This is a genomic window from Nocardia heshunensis, assembly GCF_054782115.1.
On record NZ_BAAGTC010000004.1, the window covers coordinates 555790 to 573859 of the forward strand.

Here is an 18070-nt window from a genome sequence, read left to right on the forward strand (position 1 = left end):
GTAACCCGCATCGAAAAGGCCGCTCCCACGGTGTGGGGGCGGCCTTTTCATGTCCCTGAGTCGGCTGAGCGTCTATGCCCGCGGACGTTGCATGCGCGGCAACAGATCCCAGACGTGCCCGTTCTCGTTGATGGTGGCCGCGGTGCGGTTACCGGTGCGCGAGTACAGGATTCGGGTGATCGAGCAGTAGTCGATCGGGAAGGTGAGCGGGCGGGCCAGGCCCAGCACGTCCTGCAGCAGCACGTTGATCACGCCGCCGTGCGCGAAGACCACCACGGTGTCGCCGGGGTCGGCGGCCGCGACGATGCCGTCGACGGCGTCGCGGACGCGGCCGATGAAGGCGTCGGCGTCGATCTGCTCGGGCAGGTGGCCCGCCTTGATGCGCTCGTAGGTCTCGCGGAATTCCTGCTGCGCGTCCTCGATCGGGATGTACATCGGCAGTTCGCGGTCGTATTCGGCGAGGCCGTCGAGGATGTCGATGTCGAGCCCGAGCTTTTCGGCGGTGGGCCTGGCGGTTTCGCGAGCGCGCAGTTGCGGGCTGCTGACCACCCGGGCGATCCGATGCTGTGCCAGCGCGGCCGGAACCCGGCTCGCCTGTTCGAGACCGGTCGGGGTGAGATCCGGGTCGGCCGGACCGGCCTGAGCCAGGACACGTTGCGGCTGGGCGTGGCGGACGAGGATCAACTGCACCTCCCCACTGTGCCGTACCCCGCCCTCAGTTCGTCGGCGGGGTCGCGACGGTCACCGCCGACGTTTGGTCATCAGGTAGACGATGCCGAGCACGAGCGCCACGACGAGCAGGCAGCAGACCGCGGCGAAGCCCCAGAAGCCCATGCCGCGTCGCCTGCTGCTGTAGCGGGCCGCGGTGTTCTCGAGGGCGGCGTTCCAGGTGTCCGGGTGGGTCCACACGTGGTGGTCCAGCAGCGTCGCCTGGGTCATGAGATCTAGGTAGTGCATGGGAACCTCGATCGATGTGGCCGTCGGCCCGCCCCGGGCCGAATCCCAGATTAATCCGGAATCCGGCCGGGGGAATCAGGGTTGTCCCTGGTCCTGCGGTGCCTAGCGGGAATCGTGGTTGCGGGGTTTCACGAGTGGGAAGGGCAGGGTTTCGCGGATGCTGCGGCCGATCAGCAGCATGACCACCCGGTCCACGCCGACGCCGAGGCCGCCGGTGGGCGGCATGGCGTGCTCGAGGGCCTGGAGGAAGTCCTCGTCGAGTTCCATGGCCTCCGGGTCGCCGCCCGCCGCCAGCATGGACTGTTCGGTGAGGCGGCGGCGCTGCTCCACCGGATCGGTCAATTCGCTGTAGGCGGTGCCCAACTCGACGCCCCAGGCCACCAGGTCCCAGCGTTCGGTGACCCCGGCGATGTGCCGGTGCGCCCGGGTGAGCGGGGAGACGGAGGTGGGGAAGTCGATGTAGAAGGTGGGTTCCTCGGTGGCGGATTCCACCAGGTGCTCGTACATCTCGAGCACGAGCTGGCCTTCGTCCCAACCCAATTGGAACGGCACACCCGCCTTCTCGCACAGCAGCCGCAGCCGTTCCGCGTCGGTCTCGGGGGTGATGGTCTCGCCGATGGCGTCCGATACCGCCCCGTGCACGGTCTTCACCGGCCAGTCGCCGGAGATGTCGTGCTCGACGAGGCCGCCGTCGGGTCCGGGCCGCAGCGCCACCATCTTGCCGTTGGCGGCGAGTGCCGCCTCCTGGATGAGCTGGCGGCAGGCGTGCATCATGCGTTCGTAATCGCTGTGCGCCTCATAGGCTTCCAGGATGGTGAACTCGGGGTTGTGGCTGTAGTCGACGCCCTCGTTGCGGAAGACGCGGCCCAGTTCGAACACCTTCTCCATGCCGCCCACGCACAGTTTCTTGAGGTACAGCTCGGGGGCGATGCGCAGGTACAGGTCGAGGTCGTAGGCGTTGATGTGGGTGGTGAACGGGGTGGCGTTGGCGCCGCCGTGCACCTGCTGCAGCACGGGGGTCTCGACTTCGAGGAAGCCCCAGCCGTGCAACGTGTCCCGCAGCGACCGCACCACGGCGCTGCGCTTGGTCATCACCTCGCGGATGTCGGTGTTGATGGCCATGTCGACGTAGCGTTGCCGCACCCGGGCTTCCGGATCGGAGAGGCCCTTCCACTTGTCCGGCAGCGGGTGCAGGCATTTGCCGATCATCCGCCAGTCCTGCGCGAGCAGCGACAGTTCGCCGCGGCGGCTGCGGCCGACCTGGCCGCTCACCTCGATGAGGTCGCCGAGGTCGAAGTAGGCGGTGAAGTCCTCGCTGCGGTCGCCGCCGACGCGGCCGCGGTCGATGAGCAACTGGATGTCTCCGGACCAGTCGCGCAGCACGGCGAAGATGACGCCGCCGTAGTCGCGAATCCGCAAGAGCCGTCCGCAGACTCGCACCGTGGTGCCCTGCGGGCAGGCGCGGGCGGCGGCGACGGTGTGGGTCGGCGGGTAGGCGACCGGGTAGGCCTCGACGCCGGATTCCTGCAGTTTCTCCAGCTTGTCCATGCGCACCCGCACCTGTTCGGGGCGGCGCGGGCCGGTTTCCTCGAGTTCCTCGGGCGGCAGGTCGGGGGTGCTGCCGTCGGCGTGCAGCCCGGTCATGGTGGGCGGCACCGACGGTCGCAGACCGGTGTGCGCGGAGGCGTCGCGGTCGCGGCCGATGCGGGGCAGGAAGCCTTCGGCGAGCGCGCTGGCGGTGGCGACCCGCACCAGGTGGCGGCGTTCCTCGAACAGTGAGAACCGCGGCACCCATTCGGGCTGGTACTTCACGTTGGAGCGGTAGAGCGCCTCGAGCTGGTACCAGCGCGAGAAGAACATGAGCACGCCGCGCCACAGCCGCAGCACGGGGCCCGCGCCGATCCGGCTGCCCTCCTCGAAGACCGCGCGGAAGACCGCGAAGTTCAACGAGATTCGGGTGATGCCGTACTGCTCGGAGTTGAGCGCCAGCTTCGAGATCATGAGTTCCATGAGCCCGTTGGGGCCGGTGCGATCACGCCGCATGAGGTCCAGCGAGACGCCGGTGCGACCCCACGGCACCAGCGACAGCATGCCCAGCACCTGACCGTTCGGGGCGACGGCCTCGACCAGCAGGCATTCGCCGTCGAGCGGGTCGCCGAGCCGGTCGAGCGCCATGGAGAAGCCGCGTTCGGTCTCGCTGTCGCGCCAGGCATCGGCGCGGCGCATGACGTCCTGCATCTCCTCGGGGGAGACCTCCTTGTGCCGGCGCACGCGAACGGTGATGCCCTGCTTGCTGAGTCGGTTGGCGGCCTGGCGGACCTGCTTCATGTCCGCGCCCGCGAGGGAGAAGTTGCGGGTTTCGAGGATGGCCTCGTCACCGAGACGCAGCGCCGAGAGTCCGGCGCGGCGGTAGGCGTTCGCGCCGAGCTCGCTGGCGCCCATCACGGCCGGGGCCCAACCGTATTGGTCGGCCAGCCGCAGCCAGGCGTCGATGGCGTGCGACCACGATTCCTTCTGCCCGATGGGGTCGCCCGAGGCCAGGCACACGCCGAGTTCCACGCGGTAGGTCAGCGCCGCCTTGCCGTTGGGGGCGAACACGACGGCCTTGTCGCGGCGGGTGGCGAAGTAGCCGAGCGAGTCCTCGACATCGGAGCGTTCCAGCAGCCCGCGGATGGCGGATTCGTCGAGCCCGGTGAGCGCGTTGGAGGAGCGCTGCGACCGGAACAGCGTGATCACCGCGGCCAGCAGCGCGATCGCGCCGAACAGGCCGAGTAGCAGGTTGACCGGGTGCGGCGGGTGTCCGTCGAAGTCCTCGTTGGAGACCAGGATCGCGCCGGTCACCCGGGACACGGCCCACAGCGCCCGCTCCTCGTGATCGGGCAGCGTGCCCGGGAACAGTTCGACCAGTCCCCAGCCGACCAGGCTGCTGAGCGCGAGCCCACCGGCCAGCACACCGAGCGCGCGCCAGACCGCGCCGCTCTGCACATGGGTGTAGAACTCCGACCACGACGCGATGAGCACGCCGATGACCAGGACGTGGACGATCAACGCCACCAAGGCATTGATATCGCGCGCGTCGGCGAATTCGAGCGCGTTGGCGAGTGCGTACGCGGCCATGTACCCGACCAGCAGCCACCAGGCGATGCGTTTACGGCTGGCGGTCGCCCCCGCGAGCAGGCCCACCACCAGCGCCCACACCAGCGAGGTGTCCGGGGCGTCGAAGTAGTAGTTGTCGATGAAGTGCCGTAGGTGCTGGGTCAGGAACCGTAGGCCCGGCGAGATGCTCCAGGTGAAGCACAGGACGGAGAAGACGCCGAGCGCGGTGCCGGCCAGGTGCGGCAGTTCGCGCAGCCGGCCGTGTCCGCGGTGCGGCACCTCCGGAGACCGCGGCTCCGATCTCTTGTCGGAGTCGTGGGTTGGCCGGTCCTGCGTGGAAGTCACCGCACCAGTGTGAATGTTGCCCTTGCCCATGTGCACTCAGAACCCGGTTCGTGTCTCGGAGGACGCCTGTGGCGGCCGGTGGTGGGGGCGGCGTTTGGTCTCGGGGCGGCCGCGGGTGAGGATGTACCCCATGTCGGATCCAGTCGATGTCCCGATCGAGGACGATGTCATTCGACTCGGCCAGTTCCTCAAGCTGGCGAACCTCATTGATTCCGGTTCGGAAGCCAAGACGGTTATCGCCGAGGGCCTGGTACGTGTCAACGACGAGGTCGAGCTGCGCCGGGGGCGGCAGCTACACGCCGGGGATGTGGTGGCATTGGCCGGGCACAAGGTCCGGGTCACCAGCGGCTGAAGGCACACGAGTTCTCATTCTGGGGTGTGATCACCCTCAGCCGCTGAGAGCTTCCCGAGAGTTCGCTCAGTTCTCGCTGCGGACCACGACGCCGTCGTGGTCGCTGTACACCATCTCGCCCGGCACGAAGGTGACGCCGCCGAACTCGACCGGCACGTCCTTTTCGGCGTTGCCTTCCTTCTGGGTGCTCTTGCGCGGGTTGGTGCCCAGCGCCTTGAGCCCGATGGGGAGGGTGCGCAGGATGGCCGAGTCGCGGACCGCGCCGTTGACGATGACCCCGGCCCAGCCGTTGTCCACGCCCCGACCGGCGATGATGTCGCCGACCAGCGCGGTGTGCACGCTCGCGCCGCCGTCGACGACCAGCACGCGGCCGTCACCGGGCTCGCCGAGGGTCTGCTTGACCAGGAGATTGTCCTGGAAGGTCTTGATGGTCACGATGCGGCCCGCGAAGACCTCGTGCCCGCCGAACTGAATGAACTGGGTGTCGCAACTGCGGATCCCGGGGCCGATCTCGTCGGCTAGGTCGGCAGTCGCGATGGCTTTGGCTGATTCGGTCACGGGAACTATCTTGTCAGGGCGAAAATGCGCAAGTCGCGGGCGGTGCGGTTGCGATAGGCGGTGTACGCCTCGGTGGTCTCCTCGAAGCGTTCGTAGATCGCCTGCTTGCGGTTCTCGTCGGTGATCGCCGTCGCGGTGACCGGAATGTGTTGTCCCGCAATGGCAACCTCGGCGGCCGGGGTGGCGAGCAGGTTCCCGGTCCAGGCGGGGTGGTGGGCCTGGCCGAAATTGGAGCCGACGACGTAGAGCGTGTCCCCGTCGTGGACGTAGAGCAGCGGGGTGGTGCGCGGCTGCCCGGATTTGCGGCCGACGGTGGTGAGCAGGATGACGGGCGCGCCGATCGGGCCGAGCACGGTGTATTTGCCGTCGCTGCGCTCGAGGATCTTGCGGTCGAGCGGGGTCAGTTTCCGGACGACCAGCGAGCCGGGTTTGGTGGCGGCAAATCGGCTCGCCAAGCGGGACAGCAAGGTGGTGCGGGAACCCCAGATCCGTTCCGGAAACTGCTCACTCATACCGCGACTGTAGTGGCCGCGAGCGGGCCCCGCGATGCGCCCGCGGCGGGCCGCACGATGCGCTCCGCGCTTGCTCAGCGATCTATCCACATGAACCAAACAACCGAGCAGTCGGATTCGCGGGCGCATACTGGCCACACCCGATGAGTTCGGATCGGGAGGGGAACATGAAGGTGGAACCGGCGATCGACTCGGGTGCCGTGGACGAGACCCGCGCGCTGCTGGCCTCTGCGCTCGCGCGCTTCACCGCCGCGTGGGAGGCGAATGGCGCCCCGCCGCCGCTGGCCGAATTCCTGCCCCGCGCACCGCAACTGCGCCGCCTGGCCCTCATCGAGCTGATCAAGGTGGACCTGGAATACCGCTGGATCCGCTACGACTTCCCGAAACGACTGGTCGACTATCGCACCGAATTCGACGAACTGCGTTCCGGCCCACTGCCGCCCGACCTGGCCTACGAGGAGTTCCACGCGCTGCGCCGCTCCGGCTTCGCCCTGGATGTGAGCTGCTATCCGACCGAGGCCGCGGGCACCGAATGGGCCGACCGCGACTACCGCAGCACCCTCATCGCACGGCCGCAGGCCCAGCACGCGCTGGAGGGCATCGAGGTCGGCGACCGGATCGACGATTTCGATCTGCTGGTGGAACTGGGCGCGGGTGCCTTCGCCCGGGTGTTCCTGGCCCGGCAGCGGTCCATGCAGCGGCTGGTGGCGGTGAAGATCTCGCAGAATCACGGCACCGAATCCGAGACCCTGGCCCAACTCGACCACGAGCACATCGTGCGCGTCTTCGATCAGCGGCTGCTGGCCGACCGGGAACTGAAACTGCTGTACATGCAATATCTTCCGGGCGGCACACTGTCGAAGGTGCTGGCGCTGGTGCGGTCCCGCGAACCGGGGGAGCGCGACGGCGGATTACTGCTCGAAGCGGTGGATTCGGCCATGCGCGACAAGGGCGGCCTGGTGCCGGGGGAGTCCCCGGCGCGCGCCGCCATGCCGGAGCGCAGCTGGCCGGAAACCGTGGCGTGGCTGGGCGCCCGGCTGGCCCGCGCCCTGGACTACGCGTCGGAAAACGGTGTGCTGCACCGGGATCTGAAGCCCGCCAATGTGCTGCTCACCGCCGACGGCAGCCCGAAACTCGCGGACTTCAATATCAGCTTCAGCCTGCACGTGGCGGGCACCAGCCCGCTCGCCTACTTCGGCGGCTCGCTGGCCTACATGTCGCCCGAGCAGCTGGCGGCCTGCCATCCCCAATTGCCGGAAACCGCCGAGGATCTCGACGGCCGCAGCGACATCTACGCACTCGGCGTGGTGCTGTGGGAACTGCTCACCGGCCGCCGCCCCTTCGACGACGAGAGCCTGGCAGGTGATTCGGAGTCCTCGCTGGAGCGCATGCTGCGGCTGCGCCGCCACGAGATCGACGCCCGTCACCTCGACGAACTGCCGCCGGATTGCCCGCCCACCCTGCGCCGGGTACTGCTGAAATGCCTTGCCCCCGACCGGGAGAACCGCTGGTCCACCGGTGCGGCGCTGGCCCAGCAGCTGGAGTTGTGCCTGGATCAGCGCGCCCGGGATCTGGTCGATCCGCCCGCGCACAGCTGGCGGGCGCGGGTCGGCCCGTGGTCGCTGCTGGCCCTGATCACGGTGGCGAGCGTGCTCGGCGACCTGCTCGGCATGGCCTACGTGAACCTGCACAACCACGGCCTGTGGGCGCTGTGGTTCGCACCCGAGGAACGCGCCCGGCTGCAGGTGGTCGGTAATGCGCTGGTGCTGACCGTGACTCCGGCGGCCATCGCGGTCACCAACTATCTGTGCCGCCGGGCCTTCATCGTGTGGCGTGGGCTGCGCCGGGGTCGCGTCTACGATCCGGCGACCCTGTCCCGGGCGCGGCGGGACACCCTGATCGACGGCGACCGGGTGGCGCTGCTGGCCTTCGCCTGGTGGGTGCTGGCGGCCGCGCTGGCGGCCATCGCGCTGGTCGTCTACACCGGTCTCCCGCCCGGTCATATCGTGAATCTGATAGCGACGCTGCTGGTTTCGGGTGCGATCTCGGTCGCCTACCCGTTCTTCGTGGTCACCTTCTTCGTGGTGCGCTGTTTCTATCCGCGGCTGCTCACGCACGGCGAGACGGCCAAGGATAGGGACGCGCTGCGGGCCCTGAGCCGCCGCTGCACGCGGTATCTCGCGGTGGCGGTGGCAATTCCGTTGATCGGGGTGATCTCCAGCCTGGTTTTCCTGGACGCGCAGGAGGTTTCGCTGGTGCTGATCCCCATCTACGGCCTCTGCGTGGCCGGTGTGCTCGGTTTCCTCGGCGACTACTGGCTGTTCCGTCAGACCGAGGCGGACCTGCGGGCCTTCGAACGCGCGGTGTCGTAAACCTCAGCGCCTCAACGGAGGAACACCCAGGCGTAGACCGCCATCCACATCAGCCCGGCCCCCAGCCCGGCGATCGCGAAGCCCCGATCCTCGCGGCGTTCACCGTCGGTGAGTGCCACCAGTCCGAGGATGACCGCCGGAACCGCGGTGAGACCGCAGAGGAATCCGAGGATCCCGAGCACGAACGCGGTGATTCCCATGCCCTTGGACTGCGGGACGGCGGGTGTGTAGAAGGTGGGCGAATACGGTGGCAGATTCGGATACACGGGCAGAGTCGCTCGCTGCCACGGCAATCCGGTCATGACGACGTCGAGTTCCGCGAAAGTCCGTGCGCCCAGGGCACGGCCTATTCGATCCGACAGTTCTTCGACGGTGAGCCGCCCGGCCTGAAAGTTTTGTTTCAGGGCTTCGATCGCGCGTTCGCGATCGGCGTCGCTCGTGAGGTAATACCCTGCCGCCCAGTGAGGTTCCATCTGGTTCTCCATCGAACCCGAAGCCGAATATCTCTTCGTTCGAGACTATTCCTCTGGCTTGCAAGGGAGTTCGAATGGAGACGCGAGACACAGGGGGTCGGCTGCGTTGACGACCCCGGATCGTCAGGCGCTGGTGCGGGTGGCGTGGAACGCCGAGACCTGGGTGACCAGGTTGTTGGTGGAGCTCTTCACCGCGAGCTTCACGAACGGCTCGATGGTCTTGCCGAGGATCTTGCCCGCGATGCCGCCCGGCACCCGGTAATCGACGATGGCGTCGATGGTGCAGCTTTCCTCGCCCTTGTCGTGGAACAGGAAGGTGGATTCGATTTCGAAGCCCTTGATGGACTTCACGGCAATGGCATAGCCGGGTTCGTGCCGCACGATCTTGATGGTGGAGTGCAGCGCGATCGGGCCGAGCTGAATGGTGCCGTCGAAGGTGGCGTCGACGCCTTCGATCTGCTCGGTCAGCGGGGTGAACGCGCTGATCTCATTGATGAATTTCGGCAGGTGCCGATAATCGTTGACATAGGCGAAGGCCGATTCGGCCGAGGCGGCGCAATCTGCGACGATCTTGACTTCGGTCATGCGCGCAACTGTAACGTGTTCTAGTTTGACCTGCAGATCTTGTGATGCATGCCATCTATGAGGCAGCGCACGTGAATTCGGAACCGGTCCATCGAATCACGCGGTGACGGCCAGCGTTCCGGCCAACCCGAACACTAGCGCCATCACCAGCACTTCCACAATCGCACGCCGCAGCGACCCGTCCGCGGGGATGCGGTGATCGGCGGCCCTGGGCACCCAGGTGCGCCGCCACCACCAGCCCAGCGCCAGCAGCGCGACGACCAGCACCGTCTTCGCCAGCAGGATGCGCCCGTACCCGGTGGTCACCAGCGGTGTCACCCCGCCGAGCCGGACCAGCCCGTTGATCACCCCCGTCACCGTGACCGTGATCACCAGCGGCAGCGCCCAATTCGAGAACCGCGGCAGCAGCACCGCCCATTCGCCCCGGGTGCGCACCGTCAGCGCCAGGGCCAGCAGCGTGCCGAACCAGGCGCAGGCGGCCAGCGCGTGCAGCGCCGCCAGCACCGACCCCAGCGTCTGCTGCGACATGTGCCCGGTGATCGGCCGCAGCGCCAGCGTGACGGCCGCGAACACCAGCACCAGATCGGTGGTGACCCGGTCCGGATTGCGGAATCCGAAGGCGCTGTAGATCGCGATCGTGCCGGTGCCGAGCAGCAGCGCGATGCCGATCTGCCCGCCGCTCACATGCGTGAGGAAGTCACCGAACTGGGCCGCGCCCAGCTGCCCCGCCGGAATGCCCTGCACCTCACCGGCTTCCAGCACCAGCATGCTGAATTCCAGGGCGGCCCACACCGCGGCGAGGATGGTCAGCAGCCGCCAGCGCGGGGACAACCGCTCCGACAGCCGCGGCAGCGCGGCCAGTCCGAGCACGGCCGCCCCGGCGCAGTCGGCCATCACCCGCACGGGGGCCTCGGCCTGCACCGGGTCGCCCGCGGCCAGCACCCAGGCCACGGCCGCGCCGTCCCAGGCGACGGGAATCAACAGCAGCAGCAGCCATTTCGGTGATTTGCTGCCGGTCATCCCGCCGCCGGGACGGGGATCGGTGCGGTCGGGCCGATTCACTTGCGCTGCTTGCCCCGTCCGCCGAACAGGGCGAACGCGAGTCCGCCACCGAACAGCACCACCGCGGCCACGATGAACACCCACAGCGGCACGCCGCCGCTGGAACCGCCGCCGGACTTGGCGTTGGCGTCGGCCTTCGGCCCCGGAGTTCCGTTGCCCGCCTTGGTGAGGGTGAAGGTGCGCTTGCCGCTGACGGGATGCCCGTCGGCGGAGGTCACCCGGTAGGCGATGGTGTACTGACCGACCGGGCCCAGTTCACCGACCTCGATGCTGATGACCGGCCCCTCCACCTTCGGCTGACCCTTGGACCACAGGTTGCCGTCCGGCCCGGTGACCGTCATGGACGGGTAGGCGGGCTGCAGGTTCTCGTTGAAGGTGATGCTCACCGTCGCGGGTGAGGTGTCGATCTGCGCGCCGTTGTCCGGGCTGGAGCCGACGGGCGTGGAGTGCGCGTTGGCGACACCCCCGCCCAGCAGTGCGAAGCCGGTGACCAGCAGGCCGGTCACCAGTCCCGCGAGCAGCCTGCGGGTCACGATCGCCGTCCCCGGATGACGCTGCCGAGTCCGAGGGCCGCGCCGAGCGCGCCCAGGGCCAGGCCGACGCCGCCGAGCCAGCGGGCGGTGGTGTCACTGCTGCTCTTGTCGCTCTTGTCGGCGTCGGCCGCGGTGGCCGGGGCGTCGTCATCGCCGCCGTTGCCCTTGGCCAGGGTGAGGCTGGGGGCCGGGTGGTCGGGCTCGCTGCCGTCGGCGTTCATCGGCTGGTTCCACTCGACGACCTTGCCGTCGCTGTAGGTCTGGGTGGCGTTGAAGCTCACCTTCTCCTGCTTGGGCAGCGGGCCGACCGAGACCGAGAAGCGCTGGAACTGGCCGGGAGCCACGCCCGGGTTGCCCGGGTTGGCGGCCCAGGTAACCGCGGTGATCTCGCCCTTGGCGTTCTTGTCGACGGTGGAGGTCCAGCCGGCGATGGGCTCGGTCCGGGCGCTGGCCAGATTCGGCAGCGCGACAGAGACCTTGGTGGTGGAGGCGGTGTCGGACTCGTCGGGCACCCGGAAGGTGGCGACGGTGTAGCCGCCCTGGCTGGCGCCGGGGGCGTCGACCACGACGTGCGCGGAGGCGACGCCCGCGCCGAAGAGCAGCAGGCCGGAGGCGGCCACGGTCGTGGCGAGGGCACGCGAAACAGAGGTGTGCATGAAAGGGTTTGCCTTCTCTGACAAGGGTTACGGGGAGTTAGGGCGAGGGGTTACGCCGTAACCGGTGGCGCGCGCGGCCCGGACGCGCCAACTACGAGAAGGGTTTTCGGGATCGGAACCGACCACGGCCGCCGCATCCGCGCCGCCGTGACCGGGAGTCCGCGCGGCCGGGTGAGCACCACCGCGACCGCGCGTGAGATGAGGGTGTAAAGCCGTTCGGCCGCGAGGATCAGCAGCGCACAGCCCACCCCGGCGACCGCGTGCGCGGCCAGCATCGGGCCGTGATCGGTGAATTCCATTGCGTGCGCGGCATGCCCGTGCGCCACCAGCCCGCTCAGGGCGATGTGGCAGGCGGGCTGCCCGGCCACCATGAGGACCGGCAGCGCGGCCCGCGGCCGGACGGTCGCGGCCAGCGCCCCGAGCGCGGCGGTGACCAGCACCAGCAGCATCAGCCCCGAGGAGCCGGGATAGCCGCCGCCCGCGAACCCGTGCGCGGCGACCGCGAGCGCCGCCGTAGCGACCCCTGCCAATCCTCCGCGCACCGAGCTCATGGGTTGGTTCAGTTCACGCCGAGACGGGCGAGCACATCGGCTTCCAGGCCGGAGAGCTCGTTGGAGATGGAGGCGTGCACGGCGCGGCGACGCTGCACCGGCATCTGCGCCGCGGTGCGGACGGCCGCGGACAGGCTGTCGAGCCGATCGCGACCGGCGGCCACGAACTGCTTGGTCTCGGTATCGCTGCCCTTGGCCTCGATCTGCGACAGCGTGGTCTCGACCGCCGCAATGCGCGCCTGCAACTTCGCACCGGGACCGGCGAAGTCGCCGAGCTGATCGAGTCCGACACCCAGCTGCGCCGCGCGGCGGGTGTCGAGCTGCCCGCGCACGAAGGTCGCGCCGCGGTAGGCCAACGGCGCCAGCACCGGCAGCAGCACCCGCGCCACACCCAGGTACTTGCGCACCGAGGCGGCGCTGAACGGATCCCGTTCCGCGCGGGCGGCCAGCTTGTTGGCGGCCTTCTCCTCGGCCTGCAGCTTCGAGATCTCGGCCTTGGCGACCTGCTTCTGTGTACGCGCCTCGACACGATGGCGCTTGCGCTCGTTGCGCGCGCCGAGCTTGGCCTCCATACCGGCCTTGTGCTTGAGGGCTTTCGCCTCGGCTCGGCGGCTGACCCGCTTCTTGCGCTTGCCGAACAACCCCATAAATGGCCTCCGTCATGCTGGTTCGCCATGGCAGCACAGGGCCGGGGGGAAATGCCTGTCCGCCCATGAAACACAGTTTGCGAATCACCCTAACGGGTGGGCGCGCCACGCAGCGAGCGCCTGGCGGTTTCGGTGCCAGTTCGTAGGAATGTCGGGGGGTGAGGCCATACTGAACGGCGTGTATTCGGGCATCGGTGACCATGGCGAGCGGGCTGCGTTTCTGGACGCGCGTTCGCTGATCGGCTGTAGACACCGATTGCATCTGGACGCGGAACATCCCGGAGTGTTGACCGGGGTCATCGAGGACGCCGGGGTGCAGCAGCGACGGGAAGCCGCCGCGGCGCATCGACTTCACGTGCGGGACACGCTGGTTGCCGCCGCGCCGGAGCGCTGGACCGTCATCGAGCCGAAGCAGTCCGCGACCCGCCGCGCCGAGGCCACCATGGCCGCGATGGCGGCCGGGGCCGAACGCATCTGGGGCGGACTACTTCCGCAGGAACCCGACACGGGCCGCCGCGGCGGCTGCGAAATCCTCTGGCGCGACACCGATCGCGGCGGGTACATCCCGGTCATCGTGGTGAACCACAAGGTGACCGATCCCCGCCAGCCGGACCCGGCCGACTACCATCCCACGACCAGCGACCTCTACGACTGGAATCCGCAGCCGGACAGGCACGTTCGCACCCGTCCGCAGCCGCGTGACCAGCAGCGTCTGGCACACCTCTACCGCATGCTGCAGCGGCACGGCCTGGCCAGCCCGGCGCTGGTCGGCGGCGCGGTCGGCTACCACTTCGACCGCGTCCTGGTGCACGACCTGGGCCCGATCCTGGCCGACTACGACGTCCGCTACGCCGACCGCATCGCGGTGGTGCGCGGCGAACTCCCCACCGTCGCATCGAAAGTCCCCGAGTGCCGCCAGTGCCCGTGGTGGTCGCGGGTGCCCGAGGAGGGCGGCCGCAGCTGCGAGCAGTGGCTCTCGGAGCATCGCGATGTGAGCCTGGTGGCCCCGGGTTCGCGCGCGGAGACGTTGCGCCGCCACGGGGTCGAGACCATCGACGATCTGGCCGCCTGGATCGGCGACGAACCCGACGACTGGCAGTACGAGCCGTTCACCGAGACCGTGGTCACCGCCCGTGCCTGGGCCACCGGCGCACCCCTGGTCCGCCGGGTCGAGCAGGTTCGGGTCACCCGCGCCGACGTCGAGGTGGATGTGGACCTGGAGAGCTACCAGGAGCACGGCGCGTATCTGTGGGGCACCTTGCTCGACGGCGTGTACCGCCCGTTCGTCACCTGGGATCCGCTGCCCACCGAGGACGAGGGCCGCTCCTTCGCGGAGTTCTGGACCTGGCTCATGGAGATCCGCGCCGAGGCGATGGCCGAGGGTAAAACCTTTGCCGCCTACTGCTATTCACGCACCGCAGAGGACAAGTGGCTCTACGAGTCGGCCCGCCGTTTCGCGGGCCGCCCCGGCATTCCCACCGAGCGCGAGGTGCAGCAGTTCGTCGACAGCCCGCAGTGGGTGGACATGTTCCAGGCGGTGTCGGAGCAGTTCATCTGCCCGAACGGCAAGGGCCTCAAGAAGATCGCGCCGGTCGCCGGTTTCCACTGGCGTGACGCCGAGGCCGGGGGAGAGGCGTCGATGGCCTGGTACCGCCTGGCCGTCGCCTACGAGGGCGGCGAGCCGGATATGTCGCAGCGCACGCGCATCCTCGAATACAACGAGGACGACGTGCAGGCGACGAAGGTGCTGCGGGACTGGATGACCGACCGCGCGGACGCCGAGGTTCCCGGCATCGCCGACTTCGGCCGTCGTAATATCGCGTCGTGACCGAACACATCGAACACCTGGAGTTTCAGGCCGAGACCCATCAACTGCTGGAGTTGATGATCCACTCGGTGTATTCGAACAAGGACACCTTCCTGCGGGAGCTGGTGTCGAACGCGTCCGACGCGCTCGACAAGCTGCGCTTGGAGACCTTCCGCGACAAGGACCTGACCGCCGACACCTCGGATCTGCACATCGATCTCGAGGTCGACCGCGAGCAGCGGGTACTCACCATCCGCGACAACGGCATCGGCATGTCCCGGGCCGAGGTGGTCGACCTGATCGGCACCCTCGCCAAGTCGGGCACCGCCCAGCTGCGCAAACAGCTGCTGGAGGCCAAGGCGGGCGATCAGCAGGCCGAGGAGCTGATCGGCCAGTTCGGCATCGGCTTCTACTCGACCTTCATGGTGGCCGACAAGGTCACCCTGACCACTCGCAAGGCGGGCGAGACCACCGGCACCCGTTGGGAATCCGAGGCGGGCTCCTCCACCTACGCCATCGAGGAACTGGCCGACGCCCCGCAGGGCACCTCGGTGTCGTTGCACCTCAAGCCTTCCGACGACGAGGATCACCTCTTCGACTACACGCAGGAGTGGAAGCTCCGCGAAATCGTCAAGAAGTACTCGGATTTCATCGCCTGGCCCATCCGGATGGAGGTCGAGCGCACCGTCATGGACGGTGAGGGCGAGGACAAGACCGAGAAGACGCTGCTCGAGACGCAGACCCTGAACTCGCAGAAGGCGCTGTGGACGCGCCCGCGCAGCGAGGTCTCCGACGAGGAGTACCAGGAGTTCTACAAGCACGTCTCGCACGCCTGGGACGATCCGCTGGAAATCATTCCGATGAAGGCGGAGGGCACCTTCGAATACCAGGCGCTGCTGTTCATTCCGTCGCACGCGCCGTTCGACCTGTTCACCCGCGAGCACAAGCGCGGCGTGCAGCTGTACGTGCGCCGGGTGTTCATCATGGACAACTGCGAAGAGCTGATGCCGGAGTATCTGCGCTTCGTCAAGGGTGTCGTGGACGCGCAGGACCTGTCGCTCAACGTCTCCCGCGAGATCCTGCAGCAGGACCGGCAGATCCAGATGATCCGCAAGCGGCTGGTGCGCAAGGTGCTGTCCACGGTCAAGGATTTGCGCAACGCCGAGGACAAGACCAAGTACTGGGAGTTCTGGACGGAATTCGGCCGGGTCCTCAAGGAGGGCCTGCTGTCGGATCCCGACAACCGCGAAACCATCCTGGCCGTCTCGTCTTTCGCGTCCACGCATTCCGAGACCGAGCAGACCTCGCTGGCCGAGTACGTCGAGCGGATGCCCGAAACCCAGTCGGCCATCTACTACATGACCGGCGAATCCCGGCAGCAGATCGAGAACTCGCCGCACATCGAGGCGTTCAAGGCCAAGGGCCTCGAGGTGCTCGTGCTGACCGAACCGGTCGACGAGATGTGGGTGGGTTCGGTCCCCGAGTTCGACGGCAAGCCGATCGTCTCGATCGCCAAGGGCGAGGTCGACCTGGAGACCGAGGACGAGAAGAAGGCGTCCGAGCAGCTGCGCGAGCAGCAGGACAAGGACTTCTCCGAGGTGCTGAGCTGGCTGCAGCAGACCCTGGACGCGGAGGTGAAGGAGGTGCGCCTGACCAACCGGCTCACCACCTCACCGGCCTGCATCGTCGGTGATGTGTTCGACTTCACCCCGATGCTCGAGCGCATGTACCGCGCCTCGGGCCAGGAGCTGCCGCACAGCAAGCGCATCCTCGAACTGAACCCGTCGCACGCGCTGGTCACCGGCCTGCGCGACGCGTTCGCGAAGGTCTCCGGCGACGCCGAGAAGCCCGACGCGCTGACCGAGACCGCCGAATTGCTCTACGGCACGGCGGTTCTCGCCGAGGGCGGCGAGCTGAAGGATCCGGCGCACTTCGCGCGCATCCTGGCGGACCGACTGACCCGCACGCTCTGACAAGTGCTCTGAATCGGGCTCCTGCGGTGTTTCCGCAGGAGCCCGACCTATAGCAAGCGGGAATTGGTCATGCGCTATTTGTCCCAAATGTGACGATCCGCATCCGTCGGCGATTTCGGGAACTCCACGGGGACGCGTACGTTGTACGTCTTGGTCGTAAGTTTTCGTGTACGTGTTTTACATGCTCGCGCGGAACATTGTGCGGGCGTGCTTCACCTTGCAGCGCAGGGTGGCCGCCTTCTGATCGACCCCGGGTACCGCGGCCGCGGTACCCACGCAACACAAGAAACACCTCGTCAGGAGAAGGTAATGGTTCAGGGCACCGTCAAGTGGTTCAACGCGGAGAAGGGCTACGGCTTCATCGCCCGCGAAGACGGCCCCGACGTTTTCGTCCACTACTCGGAGATCGAAGGCAACGGCTACCGCCAGCTCGAAGAGGGCCAGGCCGTGTCGTTCGAGATCACCGAGGGCAAGAAGGGCCCGCAGGCAGCTGCGGTCCGCCCCCACTAAAGCTTCCTAGGCGCGGGCCTCAACCCCCGCGCCTTTGTGCTTTACGAAACAGTAAGGCCCGCACCGGAATCCGGTGCGGGCCTTATTCTGTCCAGCGACTAGCGCGGAGCCATGCGGAGAGCGCCGTCCATGCGGATGGTCTCGCCGTTGAGGTAGTCGTGCTCGCAGATGTACTGCGCGAGCTGCGCGTACTCGTCCGGGCGACCCAGGCGGGACGGGAACGGCACACCGGCCTCGAGGCCCTTGCGGTACTCCTCGGTGACGCCGGCCAGCATCGGGGTGTCGATGATGCCGGGCGCGATGGTGTTCACGCGAATGCCGAACTGCGCCAGGTCACGCGCGGCCGGGATGGTCATGCCGGCGACGCCGCCCTTGGAGGCGGAGTAGGCGATCTGCCCGATCTGGCCCTCGAACGCCGCGACGGACGCGGTGTTGATGATGACGCCGCGCGAGCCGTACTCGTCGACCGGATCGGTCTTGGCGATGGCGTCGGCGGCCAGGCGCATGACGTTGAAGGAGCCCAGCAGGTTCACGGTGATCACCGTGCGGAACAGCTCCAGGTCGTGCGGGCCGTTCTTGGACAGGATGCGTCCCGCCCAGCCCACGCCCGCGCAGTTGACGACAATGCGCAGCGGCACACCGGATTCCACGACCTTGGCGACCGCGGCGGCCACCTCGTCACCGCTGGTGACGTCGGTCGGGATGAGGGTGACACCGGCGGGGACGCTGTCGCCCGCGCGCTCGATCGACTGCGCCAGATCCAGGCCGAACACGGTCGCACCCGCGTCGGCGAGCCGCTTGGCGGTGGCCGCGCCCAGCCCGGACGCACCTCCGGTGACAATGGCGGCGGAGCCCGAAATCTCCACGGTGTTGGTCCTCTCGACTGTGGACGGCCCTCTCACTGGCCCTCCGTCAATAGGCACGATAGCGGGGGGCGGCGGGCGCCCCGCGCGGGGTCCGGTCGGGGCCTCGGGCACCCCGGCAGGCTGTCGCATCCGATGCCGCCGCTGTTGTGCACTTCGCAAAGGTGACGCGCGCTGCGCAACAACCGCTCGCAAAGTTTGCGAACACAGGTGTTCGT

Annotated in this window: 18 protein-coding genes; 5 read left to right on the forward strand and 13 right to left on the reverse strand. The window is 68.1% G+C overall.

Going from position 1 to position 18070, the window contains the following annotated elements; all coding sequences use genetic code 11:
• Nucleotides 1–72 precede the first annotated feature (72 nt).
• The 3 genes from ACYVN4_RS15165 to lysX form a co-directional block, all read right to left on the reverse strand.
• Nucleotides 73–690 (reverse strand): histidine phosphatase family protein, encoded by a 618-nt coding sequence (locus ACYVN4_RS15165; RefSeq protein ID WP_460721464.1) that lies wholly within the window; start codon nucleotides 688–690, stop codon nucleotides 73–75.
• Nucleotides 691–741: 51 nt separating this feature from the next.
• The gene (locus tag ACYVN4_RS15170) at nucleotides 742–939 is read right to left on the reverse strand and encodes a hypothetical protein (protein WP_460721466.1); all 198 of its coding nucleotides are present in this window, start codon (nucleotides 937–939) and stop codon (nucleotides 742–744) included.
• A 120-nt stretch (nucleotides 940–1059) separates the two neighbouring features.
• The gene (gene lysX, locus ACYVN4_RS15175) at nucleotides 1060–4428 is read right to left on the reverse strand and encodes a bifunctional lysylphosphatidylglycerol synthetase/lysine--tRNA ligase LysX (RefSeq protein ID WP_460721468.1); all 3369 of its coding nucleotides are present in this window, start codon (nucleotides 4426–4428) and stop codon (nucleotides 1060–1062) included.
• A 100-nt stretch (nucleotides 4429–4528) separates the two neighbouring features.
• Here lysX and ACYVN4_RS15180 point away from each other — a divergent pair, with 100 nt between their 5' ends.
• Nucleotides 4529–4750: an RNA-binding S4 domain-containing protein gene (locus ACYVN4_RS15180; protein ID WP_460721470.1), complete on the forward strand. Its 222-nt coding sequence runs from the start codon at nucleotides 4529–4531 to the stop codon at nucleotides 4748–4750.
• A 66-nt stretch (nucleotides 4751–4816) separates the two neighbouring features.
• Here the strand turns inward: ACYVN4_RS15180 and rraA are convergent, their stop codons facing one another.
• Nucleotides 4817–5308 carry a ribonuclease E activity regulator RraA gene (rraA, locus tag ACYVN4_RS15185; RefSeq protein WP_460721472.1) on the reverse strand — a complete coding sequence of 164 codons (492 nt, stop codon included), beginning with the start codon at nucleotides 5306–5308 and terminating at the stop codon, nucleotides 4817–4819.
• 5 nt (nucleotides 5309–5313) lie between these two features.
• Nucleotides 5314–5820 carry a nitroreductase/quinone reductase family protein gene (locus ACYVN4_RS15190; RefSeq protein ID WP_460721474.1) on the reverse strand — a complete coding sequence of 169 codons (507 nt, stop codon included), beginning with the start codon at nucleotides 5818–5820 and terminating at the stop codon, nucleotides 5314–5316.
• 167 nt (nucleotides 5821–5987) lie between these two features.
• Here ACYVN4_RS15190 and ACYVN4_RS15195 point away from each other — a divergent pair, with 167 nt between their 5' ends.
• Complete coding sequence (locus ACYVN4_RS15195) at nucleotides 5988–8192, forward strand: serine/threonine-protein kinase (protein ID WP_460721476.1); 2205 nt, start codon at nucleotides 5988–5990, stop codon at nucleotides 8190–8192.
• A gap of 11 nt (nucleotides 8193–8203) precedes the next feature.
• Here the strand turns inward: ACYVN4_RS15195 and ACYVN4_RS15200 are convergent, their stop codons facing one another.
• The 7 genes from ACYVN4_RS15200 to ACYVN4_RS15230 all read right to left on the reverse strand — a co-directional run bounded on the left by ACYVN4_RS15200 (nucleotide 8204) and on the right by ACYVN4_RS15230 (nucleotide 12699).
• Nucleotides 8204–8665: a DUF1707 and DUF4190 domain-containing protein gene (locus tag ACYVN4_RS15200; protein ID WP_460721478.1), complete on the reverse strand. Its 462-nt coding sequence runs from the start codon at nucleotides 8663–8665 to the stop codon at nucleotides 8204–8206.
• Between the two features lie 123 nt (nucleotides 8666–8788).
• Nucleotides 8789–9250, reverse strand: coding sequence for an SRPBCC family protein (locus ACYVN4_RS15205; RefSeq protein ID WP_460721480.1), 462 nt, complete (start codon nucleotides 9248–9250; stop codon nucleotides 8789–8791).
• 96 nt (nucleotides 9251–9346) lie between these two features.
• The gene (locus ACYVN4_RS15210; protein WP_460721482.1) at nucleotides 9347–10312 is read right to left on the reverse strand and encodes a copper resistance D family protein; all 966 of its coding nucleotides are present in this window, start codon (nucleotides 10310–10312) and stop codon (nucleotides 9347–9349) included.
• Nucleotides 10309–10845: a copper resistance CopC family protein gene (locus ACYVN4_RS15215; RefSeq protein WP_460721484.1), complete on the reverse strand. Its 537-nt coding sequence runs from the start codon at nucleotides 10843–10845 to the stop codon at nucleotides 10309–10311. The genes ACYVN4_RS15210 and ACYVN4_RS15215 overlap by 4 nt, the downstream gene beginning before the upstream one ends.
• Complete coding sequence (locus tag ACYVN4_RS15220; RefSeq protein WP_460721486.1) at nucleotides 10842–11501, reverse strand: YcnI family copper-binding membrane protein; 660 nt, start codon at nucleotides 11499–11501, stop codon at nucleotides 10842–10844. The genes ACYVN4_RS15215 and ACYVN4_RS15220 overlap by 4 nt, the downstream gene beginning before the upstream one ends.
• Before the next feature lie 50 nt (nucleotides 11502–11551).
• The gene (locus ACYVN4_RS15225) at nucleotides 11552–12052 is read right to left on the reverse strand and encodes a hypothetical protein (RefSeq protein WP_460721487.1); all 501 of its coding nucleotides are present in this window, start codon (nucleotides 12050–12052) and stop codon (nucleotides 11552–11554) included.
• An 8-nt stretch (nucleotides 12053–12060) separates the two neighbouring features.
• Nucleotides 12061–12699, reverse strand: a complete 639-nt coding sequence (locus tag ACYVN4_RS15230; protein WP_460721489.1) for a DUF6474 family protein — start codon at nucleotides 12697–12699, stop codon at nucleotides 12061–12063.
• A 178-nt stretch (nucleotides 12700–12877) separates the two neighbouring features.
• Here ACYVN4_RS15230 and ACYVN4_RS15235 point away from each other — a divergent pair, with 178 nt between their 5' ends.
• From ACYVN4_RS15235 to ACYVN4_RS15245, 3 genes are all read left to right on the forward strand, one after another.
• Nucleotides 12878–14527 carry a TM0106 family RecB-like putative nuclease gene (locus ACYVN4_RS15235; protein WP_460721490.1) on the forward strand — a complete coding sequence of 550 codons (1650 nt, stop codon included), beginning with the start codon at nucleotides 12878–12880 and terminating at the stop codon, nucleotides 14525–14527.
• Entirely contained in the window at nucleotides 14524–16479 is a 1956-nt protein-coding gene (gene htpG / locus ACYVN4_RS15240; protein ID WP_460721492.1) for a molecular chaperone HtpG, read from the forward strand. Before ACYVN4_RS15235 ends, htpG begins: the two co-directional genes overlap by 4 nt.
• Nucleotides 16480–16788: 309 nt before the next feature.
• Nucleotides 16789–16989 (forward strand): cold-shock protein, encoded by a 201-nt coding sequence (locus ACYVN4_RS15245; RefSeq protein ID WP_033085228.1) that lies wholly within the window; start codon nucleotides 16789–16791, stop codon nucleotides 16987–16989.
• Between the two features lie 98 nt (nucleotides 16990–17087).
• Here ACYVN4_RS15245 and ACYVN4_RS15250 read toward each other — a convergent pair whose 3' ends face one another.
• Nucleotides 17088–17855, reverse strand: coding sequence for an SDR family NAD(P)-dependent oxidoreductase (locus tag ACYVN4_RS15250; protein WP_460721493.1), 768 nt, complete (start codon nucleotides 17853–17855; stop codon nucleotides 17088–17090).
• Nucleotides 17856–18070: the final 215 nt, after the last annotated feature.

Bases quoted from the DNA above. Each gene is read 5' to 3' on its own strand.
- ACYVN4_RS15170 (WP_460721466.1), bottom strand. From the start codon at position 939: ATGACCCAGGCGACGCTGCTGGACCACCACGTGTGGACCCACCCGGAC.
- lysX (WP_460721468.1), bottom strand. From the start codon at position 4,428: ATGGGCAAGGGCAACATTCACACTGGTGCGGTGACTTCCACGCAGGAC.
- ACYVN4_RS15180 (WP_460721470.1), top strand. From the start codon at position 4,529: ATGTCGGATCCAGTCGATGTCCCGATCGAGGACGATGTCATTCGACTC.
- ACYVN4_RS15190 (WP_460721474.1), bottom strand. From the start codon at position 5,820: ATGAGTGAGCAGTTTCCGGAACGGATCTGGGGTTCCCGCACCACCTTG.
- ACYVN4_RS15195 (WP_460721476.1), top strand. From the start codon at position 5,988: ATGAAGGTGGAACCGGCGATCGACTCGGGTGCCGTGGACGAGACCCGC.
- ACYVN4_RS15200 (WP_460721478.1), bottom strand. From the start codon at position 8,665: ATGGAACCTCACTGGGCGGCAGGGTATTACCTCACGAGCGACGCCGAT.
- ACYVN4_RS15205 (WP_460721480.1), bottom strand. From the start codon at position 9,250: ATGACCGAAGTCAAGATCGTCGCAGATTGCGCCGCCTCGGCCGAATCG.
- ACYVN4_RS15220 (WP_460721486.1), bottom strand. From the start codon at position 11,501: ATGCACACCTCTGTTTCGCGTGCCCTCGCCACGACCGTGGCCGCCTCC.
- ACYVN4_RS15225 (WP_460721487.1), bottom strand. From the start codon at position 12,052: ATGAGCTCGGTGCGCGGAGGATTGGCAGGGGTCGCTACGGCGGCGCTC.
- ACYVN4_RS15230 (WP_460721489.1), bottom strand. From the start codon at position 12,699: ATGGGGTTGTTCGGCAAGCGCAAGAAGCGGGTCAGCCGCCGAGCCGAG.
- ACYVN4_RS15245 (WP_033085228.1), top strand. From the start codon at position 16,789: ATGGTTCAGGGCACCGTCAAGTGGTTCAACGCGGAGAAGGGCTACGGC.